At 56.6% G+C, this 17,708-nt stretch carries 12 protein-coding genes; 6 read left to right on the forward strand and 6 right to left on the reverse strand.

Annotated elements, in window-relative coordinates; all coding sequences use genetic code 11:
* Complete coding sequence (rcsB, locus tag AB1748_RS14190) at window positions 1-651, forward strand: response regulator transcription factor RcsB (RefSeq protein ID WP_111140094.1); 651 nt, start codon at window positions 1-3, stop codon at window positions 649-651.
* 48 nt (window positions 652-699) lie between these two features.
* On the opposite strand, the gene rcsC is transcribed toward rcsB, so the two are convergent.
* Together rcsC and gyrA are read right to left on the reverse strand one after the other, a co-directional pair.
* Window positions 700-3,552, reverse strand: a complete 2,853-nt coding sequence (gene rcsC / locus AB1748_RS14195) for a two-component system sensor histidine kinase RcsC (protein ID WP_367395656.1) — start codon at window positions 3,550-3,552, stop codon at window positions 700-702.
* Window positions 3,553-3,995: 443 nt separating this feature from the next.
* The gene (gene gyrA, locus AB1748_RS14200; RefSeq protein WP_111140096.1) at window positions 3,996-6,668 is read right to left on the reverse strand and encodes a DNA topoisomerase (ATP-hydrolyzing) subunit A; all 2,673 of its coding nucleotides are present in this window, start codon (window positions 6,666-6,668) and stop codon (window positions 3,996-3,998) included.
* Between the two features lie 177 nt (window positions 6,669-6,845).
* Here gyrA and ubiG point away from each other — a divergent pair, with 177 nt between their 5' ends.
* The 4 genes from ubiG to yfaE all read left to right on the forward strand — a co-directional run bounded on the left by ubiG (window position 6,846) and on the right by yfaE (window position 11,818).
* The gene (gene ubiG, locus AB1748_RS14205) at window positions 6,846-7,571 is read left to right on the forward strand and encodes a bifunctional 2-polyprenyl-6-hydroxyphenol methylase/3-demethylubiquinol 3-O-methyltransferase UbiG (protein WP_111140097.1); all 726 of its coding nucleotides are present in this window, start codon (window positions 6,846-6,848) and stop codon (window positions 7,569-7,571) included.
* Window positions 7,572-8,063: 492 nt separating this feature from the next.
* Window positions 8,064-10,349, forward strand: coding sequence for a class 1a ribonucleoside-diphosphate reductase subunit alpha (gene nrdA / locus AB1748_RS14210; protein WP_111140098.1), 2,286 nt, complete (start codon window positions 8,064-8,066; stop codon window positions 10,347-10,349).
* 75 nt (window positions 10,350-10,424) lie between these two features.
* Complete coding sequence (gene nrdB, locus AB1748_RS14215; protein ID WP_111140099.1) at window positions 10,425-11,555, forward strand: class Ia ribonucleoside-diphosphate reductase subunit beta; 1,131 nt, start codon at window positions 10,425-10,427, stop codon at window positions 11,553-11,555.
* A 2-nt stretch (window positions 11,556-11,557) separates the two neighbouring features.
* A complete protein-coding gene (gene yfaE / locus AB1748_RS14220) occupies window positions 11,558-11,818 on the forward strand; it encodes a class I ribonucleotide reductase maintenance protein YfaE (protein ID WP_111140100.1) in 261 nt (86 codons plus the stop codon).
* Window positions 11,819-11,917: 99 nt separating this feature from the next.
* On the opposite strand, the gene AB1748_RS14225 is transcribed toward yfaE, so the two are convergent.
* Both AB1748_RS14225 and elaB read right to left on the reverse strand, forming a co-directional pair.
* Entirely contained in the window at window positions 11,918-13,114 is a 1,197-nt protein-coding gene (locus AB1748_RS14225; RefSeq protein WP_293771980.1) for a nicotinamide mononucleotide deamidase-related protein YfaY, read from the reverse strand.
* A 201-nt stretch (window positions 13,115-13,315) separates the two neighbouring features.
* On the reverse strand, window positions 13,316-13,627 hold the full coding sequence (gene elaB, locus AB1748_RS14230) for a stress response protein ElaB (RefSeq protein ID WP_111140114.1): 312 nt from the start codon (window positions 13,625-13,627) through the stop codon (window positions 13,316-13,318).
* A 335-nt stretch (window positions 13,628-13,962) separates the two neighbouring features.
* Here elaB and AB1748_RS14235 point away from each other — a divergent pair, with 335 nt between their 5' ends.
* On the forward strand, window positions 13,963-15,621 hold the full coding sequence (locus AB1748_RS14235; RefSeq protein ID WP_111140102.1) for a glucan biosynthesis protein D: 1,659 nt from the start codon (window positions 13,963-13,965) through the stop codon (window positions 15,619-15,621).
* A 40-nt stretch (window positions 15,622-15,661) separates the two neighbouring features.
* Here AB1748_RS14235 and AB1748_RS14240 read toward each other — a convergent pair whose 3' ends face one another.
* Entirely contained in the window at window positions 15,662-16,120 is a 459-nt protein-coding gene (locus AB1748_RS14240; RefSeq protein WP_367395657.1) for a GNAT family N-acetyltransferase, read from the reverse strand.
* 128 nt (window positions 16,121-16,248) lie between these two features.
* The gene (gene nuoN / locus AB1748_RS14245) at window positions 16,249-17,706 is read right to left on the reverse strand and encodes an NADH-quinone oxidoreductase subunit NuoN (protein WP_111140104.1); all 1,458 of its coding nucleotides are present in this window, start codon (window positions 17,704-17,706) and stop codon (window positions 16,249-16,251) included.
* Window positions 17,707-17,708 lie beyond the last annotated feature (2 nt).

Genomic DNA, 17,708 nt, shown 5'->3' on the forward strand with positions numbered 1-17,708 from the left:
ATGAATAACTTAAATGTAATTATTGCCGATGACCATCCAATTGTCCTTTTCGGTATCCGAAAATCTCTGGAACAAATTGAATGGGTCAACGTTGTAGGTGAGTTCGAAGACTCAACAGCACTGATCAATAATCTGTCCAGGCTCGACGCCAACGTCCTGATCACCGATCTCTCTATGCCAGGTGAGAAGTATGGCGACGGCATTACGCTGATTAAATATATTAAACGTCACTACCCTGATCTCTCGATTATTGTTCTGACCATGAACAATAACCCGGCTATCCTCAGCTCCGTGCTGGATCTCGATATCGAAGGGATCGTGCTGAAACAGGGTGCGCCAACGGATCTGCCAAAAGCCCTGGCTGCACTGCAGAAAGGCAAAAAATATACGCCGGAAAGCGTGGCGAAACTGCTGGAGAAGATCAGTGCGGGCGGTTACGGCGACAAACGTTTGTCACCGAAAGAGAGCGAAGTGCTGCGCCTGTTTGCCGAAGGCTTCCTGGTGACCGAAATCGCCAAGAAACTGAACCGCAGTATTAAAACTATCAGTAGCCAGAAGAAATCAGCGATGATGAAGCTGGGCGTGGATAACGATATCGCACTGCTGAACTATCTGTCATCTGTCAGCCAGACGCAGGTCGAAAGAGACTAACGTGTTTCTGAGGCGGTACAGCCCGTACCGCCTCTCTCCTCGCCTGCCCTATCCTGCCCGCGTTTTACGTACCCGCTCCGCATAGATTGCCAGCGTTCCCTTCAGCACATCCAGCGTCACCGGTTTCGACAGGCAGTTGTCCATACCCGCATCCATACAACGCTGCTTCTCTTCCGCCAGCGCATTCGCTGTGACACCGATAACCGGGAAGAGGTGACCCAGCTGGCGCAGCCGCTGTGTCAGACGATAACCATCCATGTTCGGCATGTTGACGTCGGTGAGCACGATGTCGATCTCATTACGGCTCAGGACATTCAGCGCATCGACGCCATCCTGGGCGGTCTTCACCTGATAGCCCAGCGTACCCAGCTGTTCCGACAGCAGCATACGGTTGATTGGATGATCATCAACAATCAGCACCATGATGTCATCGTTATGCACCTTCTCTTCGACCGGTGCGGCCAGCAGCAGCGCATCCGCTGCATCCTGTCCCAGCGCGATCCGGTAAATGCGCGCCAGCAGCGCCGGAACCTCATGCAGCGTGGCGGTAGAGTGGACCCAGTGACCGGGCTGACGTTCACGCGGCATATCCACATGCGATCCGTCGAAGGTGACCAGCGCACGCAGCGGCAGTTCGGGTTCGAAATCGTAGTCGGTCATCACCACATCGTCGGGGCCAGACTTACCGTTGTACTCCGCCACCTGTATACCCTGCTGCTGGATCTGCCGCGTAATGAAGGCGGCAAGATAGTCGTTGCGCATGGCCAGCCAGATCTTCTTATCCTGTAAATCTTCCAGCAGCAGCAGTGACGGTTTCTGCCCTTTGTAAATCGGAATGCGCACGATGAACTGGCTGCCCATACCCGGCTCGGAGTCGACCTCAATATCGCCATCCATCAGATTGATCAGTTTTTCGCAGATCGCCAGCCCCAGCCCGGTGCCCTGGAAATTACGCTGTACGCCATTTCCCACCTGGAAGAAGGGGTCAAACAGGCGCGGCAGCTCTTTGGCAGGGCTCCCCACGCCGGTGTCACGCACACGAAACGCCAGATAGCCCTGCTCCACATAGGCGTGGAGGATGATACAGCCGGTGTGGGTGAACTTGATGGCGTTGTTCAGCAGGTTCGAAATCACCTGCTGCAGGCGCAGCGGGTCGCCATCCAGCACCTGTGGAACATCATGTTCAATAAAGCAGTAGAGCGTCAGCCGCTTCTTCACCACCAGCGACAGATAGTTGCCGACGATGTGAGTGACAATTTCACGCGGGGCAAACGGACGCGGCTCAATTTTCAGCTGCTCCGACTCGATTTTCGAGAAGTCGAGAATGTCGCTGATGATCTTCAGTAACAGGCTGGAGGAGTTGTTCATCGCCGTTACCAGCGAATCGATCCCGCTGGGCAGCTCTTTGGTCTGCAGCAGATCGAGGTTACCGATAATGCCATAGAGCGGCGTTCGCAGCTCATGGCTGACCGTGGCAAGGAACATCGATTTTGACTGGCTGGCCTGCTCTGCCGCGTGCGCCATCTCCTGCAGAGACTGCTCCATCCGCACGCGCGCCGAAACATCAACCAGCACGCAGATCGCCACGTTCTCGTTACGATAGCGCGAATGAACAAAACTGATTTGCAGGTTGGTATTGCTGCCGGTCAGCACATCGACAAAGTTGACCTGCTGCCCGCCGATGATCTCATTCAGCCGCAGACGATCTTCCTGAGTCAGCAGCGTCAGATAGTTATGCGCCAGCTCATTACTCAGAATATTGGTGCCGTCGCTGGTGCGTAAGATACAGATCCCGACCGGCGCCGAGGCGACAATCTTGCGGTTGAACTGCTCATGCTCCTCTAGCCGATGGGCGTTCTCTTCTGCCGGCAGGAACATCCGGCGCTCAAATATCCAGGCAAGTGTAATCAGGATCACGGCGCTGAAAATGTTGAGCAGCAGCGCATTGATAATCATCAGCTTAAGCTGATCCACCATCACGTCGGTCGGTATCGACCAGACCACGTTGAGATCTGAAGGCGGCAGCGGCTTTTTCAGCACCAGCTGACGATAACCGTTCAGGTAGCCGAACCAGGTTTTATCGTCGGGCAGACTATCGAGCGAGAAGCCCAGCCCGCCGCGCCGCGAGTTCAGCAGCGGACGGTAATTTTCATCGGTAATGGAGGCGATAATCGGCAGGCTGCCAGGCTGGATAAACTCATCCAGCCGGATGTTCTGCTCAACACCCAGCAGCGCCTGCAGTTTATTCGCGACGTAAACCGGCACCACCATATAGAAAGTGCCGACGCCGGGCTGCGCGCTGCTGTTGATCCAGTACATCGGATTACGGCGCTCTTCCTCGCTGTTGTTGCGGTAGCGCAGCACATTTTCACGCAGCGATTTCAGGCTGCGCTCCCGGTCAGCATTGCTGCTGCCGATGGTGAAGTCGGCCAGACACTGGCTCTCGCCACCGATAAAGAACACCCGATTCAGTTCATATGACGAGGCGAAATTGCTTTTCCAGTAATTGATGTAGTAACTCAGGGAATCGAGCGAGTTGCGCCAGGTGTTGCTCATCGCGGTGCAGTCGCCATCAGAAAACAGCGGTGTAAACTGCGGCTGGGTGGTTTTGCCCGGCATCATGCCCGTCAGGACATCCAGCCCGCTGCTGGCGTTGGTCAGGCGATTCTCGGTGATATATTTCAGCTCACGCATCATGTCCGCCGAATGGCGCACATACCACTGTATCGTGCCGTAGTTGCTGGCAAACTCCTGACGAACCTGCGTCTCTTTATTGTGCAGCACGCTGATGATGTAAAACGCCGTCAGAACGGCGCCCAGCGTCCAGATTAGCAGCGCCAGCGCGCGGAAAAGATAACGCGAGATGCGAAGCGTGGTGCGGAAAGAGACAGGATATTTCAAAGGTAACTCGCAGTTGGCAAGGTTAGTCGCATCGTCGATTTTTAATGCTCATACACTAGCTTTATCGGGCGTAAAAAGCCAGCCAGCCGCAGGCTTAGCGCGGGATTTGAGACGCTTTTAGGACAGCGTAACAACATCGTTAACGCCTGCCCCGGAGGGTCGCTTCTGCTCCATAAACCAACACCTGTTCACAATAATCTTAAGCAACTCCACCTTTAAACGGGCAAGAGCCGCCATGCCCCAGGAGCAAAGCGTCCACGCCAGTGAGGGCGTGGCCGATCCGCAGGGATGCGGGCCTCCCTGGCAATCGGGCATAGCGGGTCTTTCGGCAGCGCCCGGCTCAAAGCGATTTACCCCTCCTCTACCGACAGCCAAAAAAAACGGCAGGCCGGGTTTCCCCTGACCTGCCGTTTCTGCAACGACCTTAGCTTATTCCAGACAAATTACTCTTCGTCTTCCGCCGCGTCGTCTTCACCGTCAGCATCCTCTTCCGGTGCAATCTCTTCATCATCGATCTCTGCTTCCGGCGCAATATCATCTTCGCCTTCCGCTACGCTGCCGTCGATGGAATCCAGCTCTTCTTCTTCAACCGGCTCAGCAACACGCTGCAGACCCACGACATTCTCATCCTCTGCGGTACGAATCAGAATCACACCCTGGGTATTACGACCCACGACGCTCACTTCTGACACGCGGGTACGTACCAGCGTACCGGCATCGGTGATCATCATAATCTGATCGCTATCGACAACCTGAACCGCGCCAATCACCGGACCGTTACGCTCGGTCACTTTGATGGAAATCACACCCTGCGTCGCACGCGACTTGGTCGGATATTCGCTGTTGGCCGTACGCTTACCGTAACCATTCTGCGTCACGGTCATGATGGCACCCTCTTCACGCGGCACAATCAGCGACACGACGCGATCGCCTTCCGCCAGCTTGATGCCGCGTACGCCCGAGGCGGTACGGCCCATCGCACGGACAGCGGTTTCTGCAAAGCGCACCACTTTACCGGCTGCGGAGAACAGCATCGCTTCATCATTACCGTTGGTCAGCGACACGCCGATCAGCTCATCGTCGTCACGCAGATTCACGGCAATAATGCCCGCACTGCGTGGACGGCTGAACTCTTTCAGCGCAGTCTTCTTCACGGTTCCCAGCGCGGTCGCCATGAAGATATTGAAGCCTTCGGTATACTCGCGTACCGGCAGAATCGCCGTAATACGCTCGTTGGCTTCCAGCGGCAGCAGGTTGACGATTGGACGTCCGCGCGCGCCACGGCTGGCTTCCGGCAGCTGATACACCTTCATCCAGTAGAGACGGCCCCGGCTTGAGAAGCAGAGGATCGTATCGTGGGTATTGGCCACCAGCAGACGATCAATGAAGTCCTCTTCTTTGATACGTGCGGCCGACTTGCCTTTACCACCACGACGCTGCGCTTCATAGTCGCTCAGCGGCTGATACTTCACGTAGCCCTGATGCGACAGCGTCACCACAACGTCTTCCTGATTGATCAGGTCTTCGATATTGATATCGGCAGAGTTCGCGGTGATCTCGGTACGACGATCGTCGCCAAACTGGTCGCGCATCAGCTCCAGCTCTTCGCGGATCACTTCCATCAGACGCTCGGCGCTCGACAGAATGTGCAGCAGCTCGGCAATCTGCTCCAGCAGCGCCTTGTACTCGTCCAGCAGCTTCTCATGCTCAAGGCCGGTCAGTTTCTGCAGACGCAGATCCAGAATCGCCTGAGCCTGCTGCTCGGTCAGATAGTAGCGACCGTCGCGGATACCAAACTGCGCATCAAGCCACTCCGGACGCGCAGCGTCATCGCCTGCACGCTCCAGCATCGCGGACACATTACCGAGATCCCACGCCTGTGCGATCAGACCCGCTTTCGCTTCTGCCGGCGTTGGCGCACGACGAATCAGCTCGATGATCGGATCGATATTCGCCAGCGCAATCGCCAGACCTTCCAGGATATGGGCACGGTCACGGGCTTTGCGCAGTTCATAAATGGTACGACGCGTCACCACTTCACGACGATGACGAACGAAGGCGTCCAGAATCTCCTTCAGCGCCATAATCTTTGGCTGACCCTGATGCAGGGCAACCATGTTGATGCCAAACGACGTCTGCAACTGCGTCAGCGAGTAGAGATTATTCAGCACCACTTCGCCGACCGCATCACGCTTAATCTCAATCACGATGCGCATGCCGTCTTTGTCAGACTCATCACGCAGTGCGCTGATGCCTTCGACACGCTTCTCTTTCACCAGCTCCGCAATCTTTTCGATCAGGCGGGCTTTGTTCACCTGATAGGGCAGCTCATGAATGATGATGGTTTCGCGGCCGGTTTTCGCATCGGCCTCGACTTCGCCACGCGCACGAATATAGATTTTACCGCGTCCGGTGCGGTACGCCTCTTCGATGCCACGGCGTCCATTGATGATGGCGGCGGTCGGGAAATCAGGCCCCGGAATGTGCTCCATCAGCGCTTCAACGCTGATATTCTCATCTTCAATGTAAGCCAGGCAGCCGTTAATCACTTCGCGCAGGTTGTGCGGCGGGATATTGGTTGCCATACCTACGGCGATACCGGAAGAGCCGTTCACCAGCAGGTTCGGGATTTTGGTCGGCAGAACCTCAGGGATCTGCTCAGTGCCGTCGTAGTTCGGCACGAAATCGACGGTCTCTTTTTCCAGGTCAGCTAACAGGTCGTGGGCGATTTTCGACATGCGAATTTCGGTATAACGCATCGCCGCGGCGGAGTCGCCGTCGATGGAACCGAAGTTGCCTTGTCCGTCCACCAGCATGTAACGCAGGGAGAAAGGCTGGGCCATACGTACGATAGTGTCGTAAACGGCGGAATCACCATGCGGGTGATATTTACCGATAACGTCACCGACAACGCGGGCAGATTTTTTATAGGGTTTGTTCCAGTCGTTACCCAGTACGCTCATCGCATAAAGTACACGACGATGAACCGGCTTCAGGCCATCACGCACATCGGGTAAAGCTCGGCCAACGATGACCGACATGGCGTAACCGAGGTAAGAATTTTTTAATTCTTCTTCGATGTTGACCGGTGTAATTTCTCTCGCAAGGTCGCTCATGGAGCCGCTATCCCTCTACTTAATCCCGGATTTTAAAGGTGCGAAAGTATATCACACTGCAATCCTCTGGTGAACGTTAACCACCGATATCGCCCGCTTTTCCTTCCGCCTGAAAGGTGTGCCATCTGCGGTTAAGCGTTTATACTGTGGGCACATTTTGTCAGGAGTTACGATTCAATGAATGCACAACCGCAGAATCATCAGCAGAACGTCGATGCGCAGGAAATTGCCAAGTTTGAGGCCGTTGCCTCGCGCTGGTGGGATCTGGAGGGTGAATTTAAACCGTTGCACCGTATTAACCCCCTGCGCCTGGGCTATATCGCCGAGCACAGCAACGGCCTGTTTGGTAAAACCGTGCTCGACGTCGGCTGCGGCGGCGGCATTTTAGCCGAAAGCATGGCGCGTGAAGGCGCGATCGTCACCGGCCTGGACATGGGCGCGGAACCGCTGGCCGTGGCGCGCCTGCATGCGCAGGAGAGCGGCGTCACGCTGGACTACGTGCAGCAGACCGTGGAAGCGCACGCGGAAGAGCATGCCGGGAAATATGATGTGGTGACCTGCATGGAGATGCTGGAGCACGTCCCGGACCCGCGCTCGGTGGTTCACGCCTGTGCAAAGCTGGTCAAACCGGGCGGCGACGTCTTTTTCTCTACGCTGAACCGCAATCCAAAAGCCTGGCTGCTGGCGGTGTTTGGCGCAGAATATGTGCTGCGCATGGTGCCGCGCGGAACGCATGACGTGAAAAAGTTTATCCGCCCTTCTGAGCTGCTGGGCTGGGTCGATGAAACCGCTTTGCGCGAACGCCACATCATTGGCCTGCACTACAACCCGGTGACCAACCGTTTCAAACTGGCACCTGGGACCGACGTCAATTACATGGTCCACACCCACCGCGCCGTGTAAGCGAGCCGCCCGCCCGAATCCGGGCGGGCCTCATCATCTCCCCGCCCGCTTTTCATCCCGCGCTATTCTGAGCCTTACCAACAGGTTACGGCGCTCAGGCCACGTTTGCGACCGCCGGATTTCAGGCTGCCGATGACCCTGCTAGCGGCTTTTGACTATTTTTCCTCCCCGCTGGCGAAGAATCGGGAGGATTGAATAAGAAATACGCGCCCGATCAAAGTTAGAAAAAAAAGTGTGATCTGGTTGACACGATGGCAGCCCTTACAAGGCGTGGCCTGAGAATTTTCGGCAGAATTACAACCCCTCCCGCCATCATTTTTTGCTCTTGTTAACCCGCCGCAAAATACTAAAATATGCCTCCATGTAGTTGTAGCTTTTCCCATCACCCCCTAGATGTAGTGTTTATCCACATATTATTCACAATGAATAGGCTGTGTATAAACCGGGATTTCTTTTAATTTTTGGATACTCACGCAAAGGTAAAAACGCGACATGAACCAGAGTCTGCTCGTTACTAAACGCGATGGCCGCCAGGAGCGCATTGACCTCGACAAAATTCACCGTGTGCTGGACTGGGCTGCCGAAGGGCTGAACAACGTCTCTGTCTCACAGGTGGAACTGCGCTCTCACATTCAGTTCTATGATGGCATCAGAACCTCTGACATTCATGAGACCATCATCAAGGCCGCAGCAGACCTTATCTCTCGCGATGCCCCTGACTATCAGTACCTGGCCGCCCGCCTGGCTATCTTTCACCTGCGCAAAAAAGCGTACGGTCAGTTTGAGCCGCCGAAGCTCTACGACCAGGTGGTTAAAATGGTTGATCTGGGCAAATACGATCGCCACCTGCTGGAAGATTACAGCAAGGAAGAGTTTGCACAGATGGACGAGTTCCTCGACCACTGGCGCGACATGAACTTCTCCTATGCCGCCGTGAAGCAGCTGGAAGGCAAATATCTGGTACAGAACCGCGTCTCCGGTGAAATCTACGAGAGCGCGCAGTTCCTCTACATTCTGGTCGCGGCCTGCCTCTTCTCCGGCTATCCGCGCGACACACGTATGGATTACATCAAGCGTTTCTATGATGCGATCTCGACGTTTAAAATCTCGCTGCCGACCCCGATCATGTCCGGCGTGCGTACCCCAACGCGTCAGTTCAGCTCCTGCGTGCTGATCGAGTGCGGCGACAGCCTCGACTCCATTAACGCCACCTCCAGCGCCATCGTGAAATATGTTTCTCAGCGTGCCGGTATCGGCATCAACGCGGGCCGTATCCGTGCGCTGGGCAGCCCGATTCGCGGCGGTGAAGCGTTCCACACCGGCTGTATCCCGTTCTACAAACATTTCCAGACCGCAGTGAAGTCCTGTTCTCAGGGCGGCGTGCGTGGCGGTGCCGCTACGCTGTTCTACCCGATGTGGCATCTGGAAATCGAAAGCCTGCTGGTGCTGAAAAACAACCGTGGTGTTGAAGGCAACCGCGTGCGTCACATGGACTACGGCGTCCAGCTCAACAAGATGATGTATCAGCGCCTGCTGAAAGGCGAAGATATCACGCTGTTCAGCCCGTCTGACGTGCCTGGCCTGTATGACGCCTTCTTCGCTGATCAGGATGAATTTGAGCGCCTTTACACCAAATATGAGCAGGATGAGAGCATCCGCAAACAGCGCGTGAAAGCGGTCGATCTCTTCTCGCTGATGATGCAGGAACGCGCCTCAACCGGCCGTATCTACATCCAGAACGTTGACCACTGCAACACGCACAGCCCGTTTGATCCGAGCATCGCGCCGGTTCGCCAGTCTAACCTCTGCCTGGAAATCGCCCTGCCGACCAAACCGCTGGAAGACGTTAACGATGAAAATGGTGAGATCGCCCTCTGTACGCTTTCCGCCTTCAACCTCGGTGCGATCGAAAGCCTCGATGACCTGGAAGAGCTGGCGACCCTGGCCGTCCGCGCCCTCGATGCCCTGCTCGATTATCAGGACTACCCGATTCCGGCTGCACAGCGTGGTGCAATGGGTCGTCGTACTCTGGGTATCGGCGTCATCAACTACGCCTACTACCTGGCGAAACATGGTGTGCGCTACTCCGACGGCAGTGCAAATGGCCTGACGCACAAAACCTTTGAAGCCATTCAGTACTACCTGCTGAAAGCCTCAAACGAACTGGCGAAAGAGCAAGGTGCCTGCCCGTGGTTCAATGAAACCACCTATGCGCAGGGCATTCTGCCGATCGACACCTACAAGAAAGACCTGGATGCGATCAGCAATGAACCGCTGCATCTCGACTGGGAAGCGCTGCGTGAAGCGATCAAAACGCACGGCCTGCGCAACTCCACGCTGTCGGCACTGATGCCATCTGAGACCTCATCGCAGATCTCCAATGCCACCAACGGCATTGAGCCGCCACGCGGCCACATCAGCATCAAGGCTTCCAAAGATGGCATCCTGCGCCAGGTGGTGCCGGAGTATGACCGTCTGAAAGATCAGTATGAGCTGCTGTGGGAAATGCCAAACAACGACGGCTACCTGCAGCTGGTGGGTCTGATGCAGAAATTCATCGACCAGGCGATCTCCTCCAACACCAACTACGATCCGTCACGCTTTGCCAACGGCAAGGTGCCGATGAAGCAGCTGCTGAAAGATCTGCTGACCGCGTATAAGTTCGGCGTGAAAACGCTCTACTATCAGAACACCCGTGACGGTGCAGAAGATGCGCAGGATGACCTGGCACCTTCTATCCAGGATGATGGCTGCGAGAGCGGCGCCTGTAAGATCTAATGGTCAGGCGGGAGATCCCTCCCGCCTCATTCATTTCACGAGGCCTGGCTTCGTCTACTTTTTTGGACAACATTTATGGCTTACTCCACTTTCTCACAGAACAAAAATGATCAGCTGAAAGAGCCGATGTTTTTCGGTCAGTCGGTAAACGTGGCGCGCTTCGATCAGCAAAAATATGACATCTTTGAAAAGCTGATTGAAAAGCAGCTCTCCTTCTTCTGGCGCCCGGAAGAAGTGGACGTTTCGCGCGACCGCATCGACTACCAGGCACTGCCTGAGCATGAAAAACATATTTTCATCAGCAACCTGAAGTACCAGACGCTGCTGGATTCGATTCAGGGCCGCAGCCCGAACGTGGCACTGCTGCCGCTGATCTCAATTCCTGAACTGGAAACCTGGGTTGAAACCTGGGCGTTCTCCGAGACGATCCACTCCCGTTCTTACACCCACATCATCCGTAACATCGTCAACGATCCGGCGCTGGTGTTCGACGATATCGTCACCAACGAGCAGATCCTGGCGCGTGCGCAGGATATCTCGCGCTATTACGACGATCTGATTGAGATGACCAACTACTGGCATCAGCTGGGCGAAGGCACACATCAGGTTAACGGCAAACAGGTCGTCGTCAGCCTGCGCGCCCTGAAGAAGCAGCTCTATATCTGCCTGATGAGCGTCAATGCGCTGGAAGCGATCCGTTTCTATGTCAGCTTCGCCTGTTCGTTCGCTTTCGCTGAGCGTGAGCTGATGGAAGGCAATGCCAAAATCATCAAACTGATCGCCCGCGATGAAGCCCTGCACCTGACCGGCACGCAGCACATGCTGAACCTGCTGCGCAGCGGCGAAGACGATCCCGAGATGAAAGAGATTGCCGCAGAGTGCCGCGAAGAGTGCTTCGAGCTGTTTAAGAAAGCCGCACTGCAGGAGAAAGAGTGGGCGGACTATCTGTTCAGTGGCGGTTCGATGATCGGCCTGAACAAAGATATCCTCTGCCAGTACATCGAGTACATCACCAACATCCGTATGCAGGCAGTGGGCCTGGATCTGCCGTTCCAGACCCGCTCAAACCCGATTCCGTGGATCAACTCCTGGCTGGTCTCTGACAACGTGCAGGTCGCGCCACAGGAAGTGGAAGTGAGCTCCTATCTGGTGGGTCAGATCGATTCTGAAGTGGGCGCTAACGACTTCGACGACTTCCAGCTCTGATTATGAGCCGCGACGTTGTTATTCTGCGCAGTTCCGGCACCCGGCTGGAATGCACGGACGAGCACACCAGCCTGCTGACGCTGCTGGAGGCGAATAACTTCTGTGTGGAGTTTCAGTGCCGCGAAGGCTACTGCGGCTCCTGCCGGATGCGGCTGCTGAAAGGCGAAGTACACTACCCGCAGCAGCCACTGGCTTTTGTGCAGCAGGATGAGATCCTGCCCTGCTGCTGCAAAGCCAAAGGCGAGATTGAGCTTGAGTTATAAGGCTGGCCAGGAGATCTCGCGCTGCGTGAAGTCGCGTCAGCGCAGGCAAAGGTCAGAATCAGAACGGGCGCCTCAGGCGCCCGTTTTAATGTGCAGATGTTACTGCCGGACCGTTTCCACTACCTCAATCCAGCCGTGACCCGTGCTAACCTCACTGCCGTGAAGCCAGCGGCGCAGCATGTTCATCGCCATCATTGCCACCACCTTCTGCCGCGTCTCCAGATTATGGCGACCGGTGCTGAACTTCACACGCTGACCCACGCTGCCGTCCGGCGTGTGCAGCGCGATTGAAATCGCCTCCTGATCCAGACTGCCCACCGAAAGCGCGAGGGTCGCCTGCTGCTGCGCTGCAAGCTGGCGGGTGCGGGCGACCTGCTGCTCCAGCGTCTCCGTCTGCGGCGGCAGAATATCTCCACCGCGCAGCGGTACGCTGGCCGACGCCAGCTGCCAGCAGAGCAGCCCGGCGGTGTATTGCTCGCTGACCGCGAGCAGCTCACCCCGTTGCACCAGCTCGCGGGCCAGCAGCGCCGGTAACCCTTCCGTACCTTCGAAAATCGTGCACTCTGCCAGTTGCAGACGAACCTGCTGCCACACCTGCTCCATTGCCACCCGCTGGCTCGCCGGGCCGGTGAGCTTGATCTCGATGATCGGCATAGAGGAGCGATAACCCATCACCACCCCTTCCGGCAGCGACAGCGGCTCCAGCTCCGCGGCGATGTCGCTTTCACCGCGACCAAAGGTGGTGAGCCGCAGGCAGATCGGTGGCTCAGGCGGCGAGAATTTCGCTTTCAGTCGCGGGATGATCTGCTGCTCCACCATCACTTTAAATTCCGACGGCACGCCGGGCGTAAAGAAGATCCAGCAGCGATTAAGTTGCAAAGCAAAACCGCAGGCGGTGCCAACCGGATTATCGATCAATTCCGCGCCAGCCGGGATCTCAGCCTGCTTGCGATTGCTGGCAGCCATGACGCGCCCCCGGCTGGCGAACCAGGCTTCCATCTGTGCCAGCCATTCGTGCTGCATCTCCAGCGCCACGCCACAGGCTCTGGCGGCGGCCAGCGCACTGAGATCGTCGCTGGTCGGTCCCAGCCCGCCATTCACAATCAGCACGTCGGCCTCGCGGCTGCGTGACTGCAGCGTGGCAATCAGCGATTCCAGTGAATCGCCTACCGTGGTGCGGCTGGTCATGGGCAGCCCCTGCTGAAACAGCACATCCGCCAGCCAGGCGGCGTTGGTATCGACGATTTGGCCGTGCAGCACCTCATCCCCGGTTGACAGCATCTCTACTCTAATCACGTCGGGTTCTCCTTTTCACGTTTGCTTAACTGTAGGAAGTCCGCCAGAGAAACACAATTGGTCGCGTCAGCGAATATGGCTGTGACGTCCGGAGCAGCACGTAGCGTATAAAACCGGGGAATGGCGCAGGAGTGGAAAACAAAAACGGCGGGATCGCCCCGCCGTTTATTTATTCACGTTCATGGTGTCAGCCGGTCGCGATTAGCGACTCGCCAGCAGCAGACCCAGAACCAGGCCAGCCGTTGCGCCGATACCGACACCCTGCCACGGTTTCTCGTGCACATAGTCGTCAGCCCGGTATGCGGCCTGTTTCGCGCGATAGTAGTAGCTGTCGGACGCCTGGCTGACGCGGGATTTCACGTCGTTCAGCGCCTGTTCGGCTTTGCTTTTAAGCTCAATGTACTTCTGATCGGCCGGATCGCCTGATGATTTAAGCACTTCTTCCAGCGTTTCAGTCAGTAACGCAATATCGTCATCGAGGCCCGTTTCGAATTGATTTGTCTGATTTACCATCGTTTCCTCCGTGTGAATTGCAAAGCAGTTCATTAACTATAGTCACAATCTGGCGAACTGCTGATTTCCTGCGCCAGGAATCCCCTGATTTTTCATCTGCTAAAAGCGGACGATCCCGGCGGCCTGCCGCTTCGCTGCGCAAAGAAGTGTAAGACCCGGCCGCCGCCCCTGAATTTCGCTTCGCTTCTTTGATTAATCTGATAAATTTTAACGTGACTGAATTTTCCAGTAACCCTGCTGTCGTACCCCTCTGTTGCCTGTGATTATCGGGCCATGAAAGTGCATTCTGCACGACAGTCACGACACCCTCGAACAGCTAAGGAATGATTTCTGGCATGAATCGAAGAATGTTTATGAAAGCGTCAATGGCCTTCTCGGCCGTCAGCGGCATGACCGGCCTCTCCACGCTGTTTGCGCAATCCGCATGGGCAGAAGATGGCATTGCTGACGGGAATGCCGTGCGCTTCGATTTCGACGTACTGAAGAAAAACGCGGCGGCACTGGCGAAAAAGCCCTGGGGCGGCGCGCCTGGCGCACTGCCGGAGACCCTGGCCACGCTGACGCCGCAGGCGTACAACGAAATTCAGTATGATGCGAATCACTCGCTGTGGAACAATCTGCCGGACCGTCAGCTGGATGTGCAGTTCTTCCATGTAGGCATGGGTTTTAAGCGGCGCATCCGTATGTTCTCTGTGGATGGCGAGAGCCGTGAGGCGCGCGAAATTCACTTCCGCCCGGAGCTGTTCAACTACAACAATGCCGGTGTCGACACAAAGCAGCTGGAGGGCAAGACTGATCTCGGCTTCGCCGGTTTCCGCGCCTTTAAAAAACCAGAACTGGCTCGTCGCGATATCGTCTCTTTCCTCGGTGCCAGCTACTTCCGCGCGGTTGACGAAACCTTCCAGTATGGCCTCTCCGCACGCGGCGTCGCCATCAACACCTTCAGCAATGGACAGGAAGAGTTCCCGGATTTCACCGCCTTCTGGTTTGAAACGCCAAAAGCGGAGGACACCACCTTTACCTGTTACGCCCTGCTGGATGGTGCCAGCCTCACCGGCGCCTACAAGTTTATTATCCACTGCGAAGAGAAGCGCGTGGTGATGGAGGTGGAGAACCACCTGTTCGCCCGTAAAGAGATCCGTCAGATTGGTATCTCGCCGATGACCAGTATGTTCAGCTGCGGCACCAACGAGCGCCGCATGTGCAACACCTATCATCCGCAGATCCACGACTCCGATCGCCTGGCGATGTGGACCGGGAAAGGTGAATGGATTGCCCGTCCGCTCAACAATCCGCAGCGTCTGCAGTTCAACGCCTACGAAGATGAGAATCCGCGTGGCTTTGGCCTGCTGCAGCTCAATCACGACTTCAAAGATTATCAGGATGTGATTGGCTGGTATGACAAACGGCCAAGCCTGTGGGTGGAGCCGGTCGGCAAATGGGGCAAAGGCGCGATCAACCTGATGGAGATCCCGACCACCGGTGAAACCCTGGATAATATCGTCTGCTTCTGGCAGCCATCTGAGCCGGTCAAAGCGGGCAGCGAGCTGAGCTTCGCCTATAAACTCTACTGGAGCGGTCTGCCGCCGGTGCGCAGCGGTCTGGCGCGCGTTGACGCCACCCGTACCGGTATCGGTGGCTTCCCGGAAGGCTGGGCGCCTGGCGAACACTTCCCGGAAACCTGGTGCCGCCGCTTCGCTATCGACTTTATTGGTGGTGACCTGCAGGCCGCGGCCCCCAAAGGCATTGAGCCGGTGATCACCGTCTCATCCGGCAGCGTGAAGCAGGTTGAGATCCTCTATGTCGATCCGCTGAAAGGCTATCGCATCCTGTTTGACTGGTATCCGAACAGCGACTCCACGCAGCCGGTGGAGATGCGCCTGTTCCTGCGCAGCAAAGAGGAGACGCTGAGCGAAACCTGGCTCTATCAGTACCACCCGCCTGCGCCGGATCAGCGGAAATATGTCGACGACCGTCAGATGACGGTGGGTTGATGAAAAAAGGCGAGACTCCGGTCTCGCCTTTTCTTATGTCTTATGGCGCGCGCTTTCGCATATCAACGTGCGGAATACCATCCTCCGGATAGGTCTCCCCCACCGCGATAAAGCCGTGCTGCTGGTAGAAGTTTTCCAGATGAGCCTGCGCGGAGAGAAACAGGTCTCGCCCCGGCCAGTGCTGCTGACAGCGGGCGATGGCCTGCTCCATCAGACGGTTGCCCAGCCGTGCACCCCGCACCCGATCCGAAACGATGACGCGTCCGATCTTCACCGGACTGCTCTCATCCTCCGGGGAGAGGAGTCGCGCATAGGCCACCAGTTGTCCCCCGGCCATGCCCAGCAGATGGCGGTTGTCTGCCCGCAGATCGTTACCATCCACGTCCAGATAGGCGCACTGCTGCTCCACCACGAACACGGCGCTGCGCAACGCCAGCAGCGCATAGAGTTCATGCGGCGTGAGTTCACTGTGATGTCTGTCCTGCCACTCAATGTCCATGGTCTCTCCCTGCTGAATGAAAGGGATACATTACCTGAGCGCGCCATCCCCCGCACCTGCCGGTGCCCCGAACTGCAGATAAAAAAAATCAGGCCCGAAGGCCTGATTAATTCGTCGCAGAGTGCGGTTTACATCAGTGGCTGGGCCAGCTGCACCAGTCTGATGAGCGGCTGCGGGTACACCCCTAACAGCAGCACCAGAATGGCGGAGATCAGCACCACCACACCACCGGCCGTAAACGCCCAGTTCGCCGGAGTGTCACGGGTATGCAGTTCCGGCGGGCTGAGGTAGAGACTCACGGTCACGCGCAGATAGTAGTAGAGACCAATCGCACTGCCCGCCACCACGGCACCGGTCAGCCACCAGAGGTGGGCACTGACGCCTGATGCGATGACGTAGAACTTACCGATAAAGCCCAGCGTCATTGGGATCCCGGCCAGCGACAGCATCATCACGGTCATGACCGCAGAGAGGATTGGACGATGCCAGAACAGACCACGATAGGAGTAGAGCGAGTCGGCATCCGGGCCACGATACGGGCTGGACATCAGGCTCACCACGCCAAAGGCGCCCAGGCTGCTGAAGAGGTAACCTGCCAGATAGACGCCGGAGGTTTCCAGCGATAGCTGATGATCTTTTACCGCGATCAGCGCCACCAGCAGATAGCCGAGGTGCGCAATCGAGGAGTACCCCAGCAGACGCTTGATGTTGCTCTGCGAAATCGCCATCAGGTTACCGAACAGAATCGATACGAAGGCGATCACTGCCAGCACGGTGCGAACGGCTTCGCTGTCGGTCACCGGCGCATACATGAACAGGCGCATGATGACACCGAAGATCGCAATCTTACTGGCGGTGGCCAGGAAGGTGGAGACCGGCGCAGGCGCACCCTGATAGACATCCGGCGTCCAGAGATGGAACGGCACCAGCGAGAGCTTAAAGCCCAGACCGATGATCATCATGCCCAGCCCTACCAGCAGCAGCGGTTCATGGATCATGCTGTCAGTCAGACTTTTGCCCAGCGCCACAAAGCTCAGGTTGCCGGAGTCCGCGTAGATCAGCGCGATGCCAAACAGCAGGAATGAGGAGGCCGCCGCCGACAGAATGGTATATTTCAGCGCCGCTTCCAGCGAACGTTTCTGGCGGAATGCGTAGCCAATCAGACCAAACAGCGGCAGTGACAGCAGCTCAATCCCGATGAACAGCGAGGCCAGATGGTTAGCGCTGGCCAGCACGATGCCGCCCAGGGCCGCAATCAGGACCAGCAGATAGAACTCATCTTTGTTATCGGGATAACCTGCCAGCCACGGATAGGCAAAGGTACAGGTCGCCAGACTGGCCAGCATCACCAGCGCGGTATAGAACATCGCATAGCCGTCGATACGCAGCAGCGGCGTCACATCCATCGCGCCGACCTGCCCGACAAAGTAGAGCGAGAGCAGCGCCAGGTTCAGGCCAGCCACCGTTAGCGTGGCGTTAACGAAGTGGTTGCGTCGCCAGGCAATGGAGAGCATCACAACCACCACCGTCAATCCGACGATTAACAGCGGCAGCAACGCAATCAATTGTTGAGGAGTTATTGTCATGG

This window comes from Pantoea sp. Ep11b (assembly GCF_040783975.1).
Classification (GTDB): Bacteria; Pseudomonadota; Gammaproteobacteria; order Enterobacterales; family Enterobacteriaceae; genus Pantoea.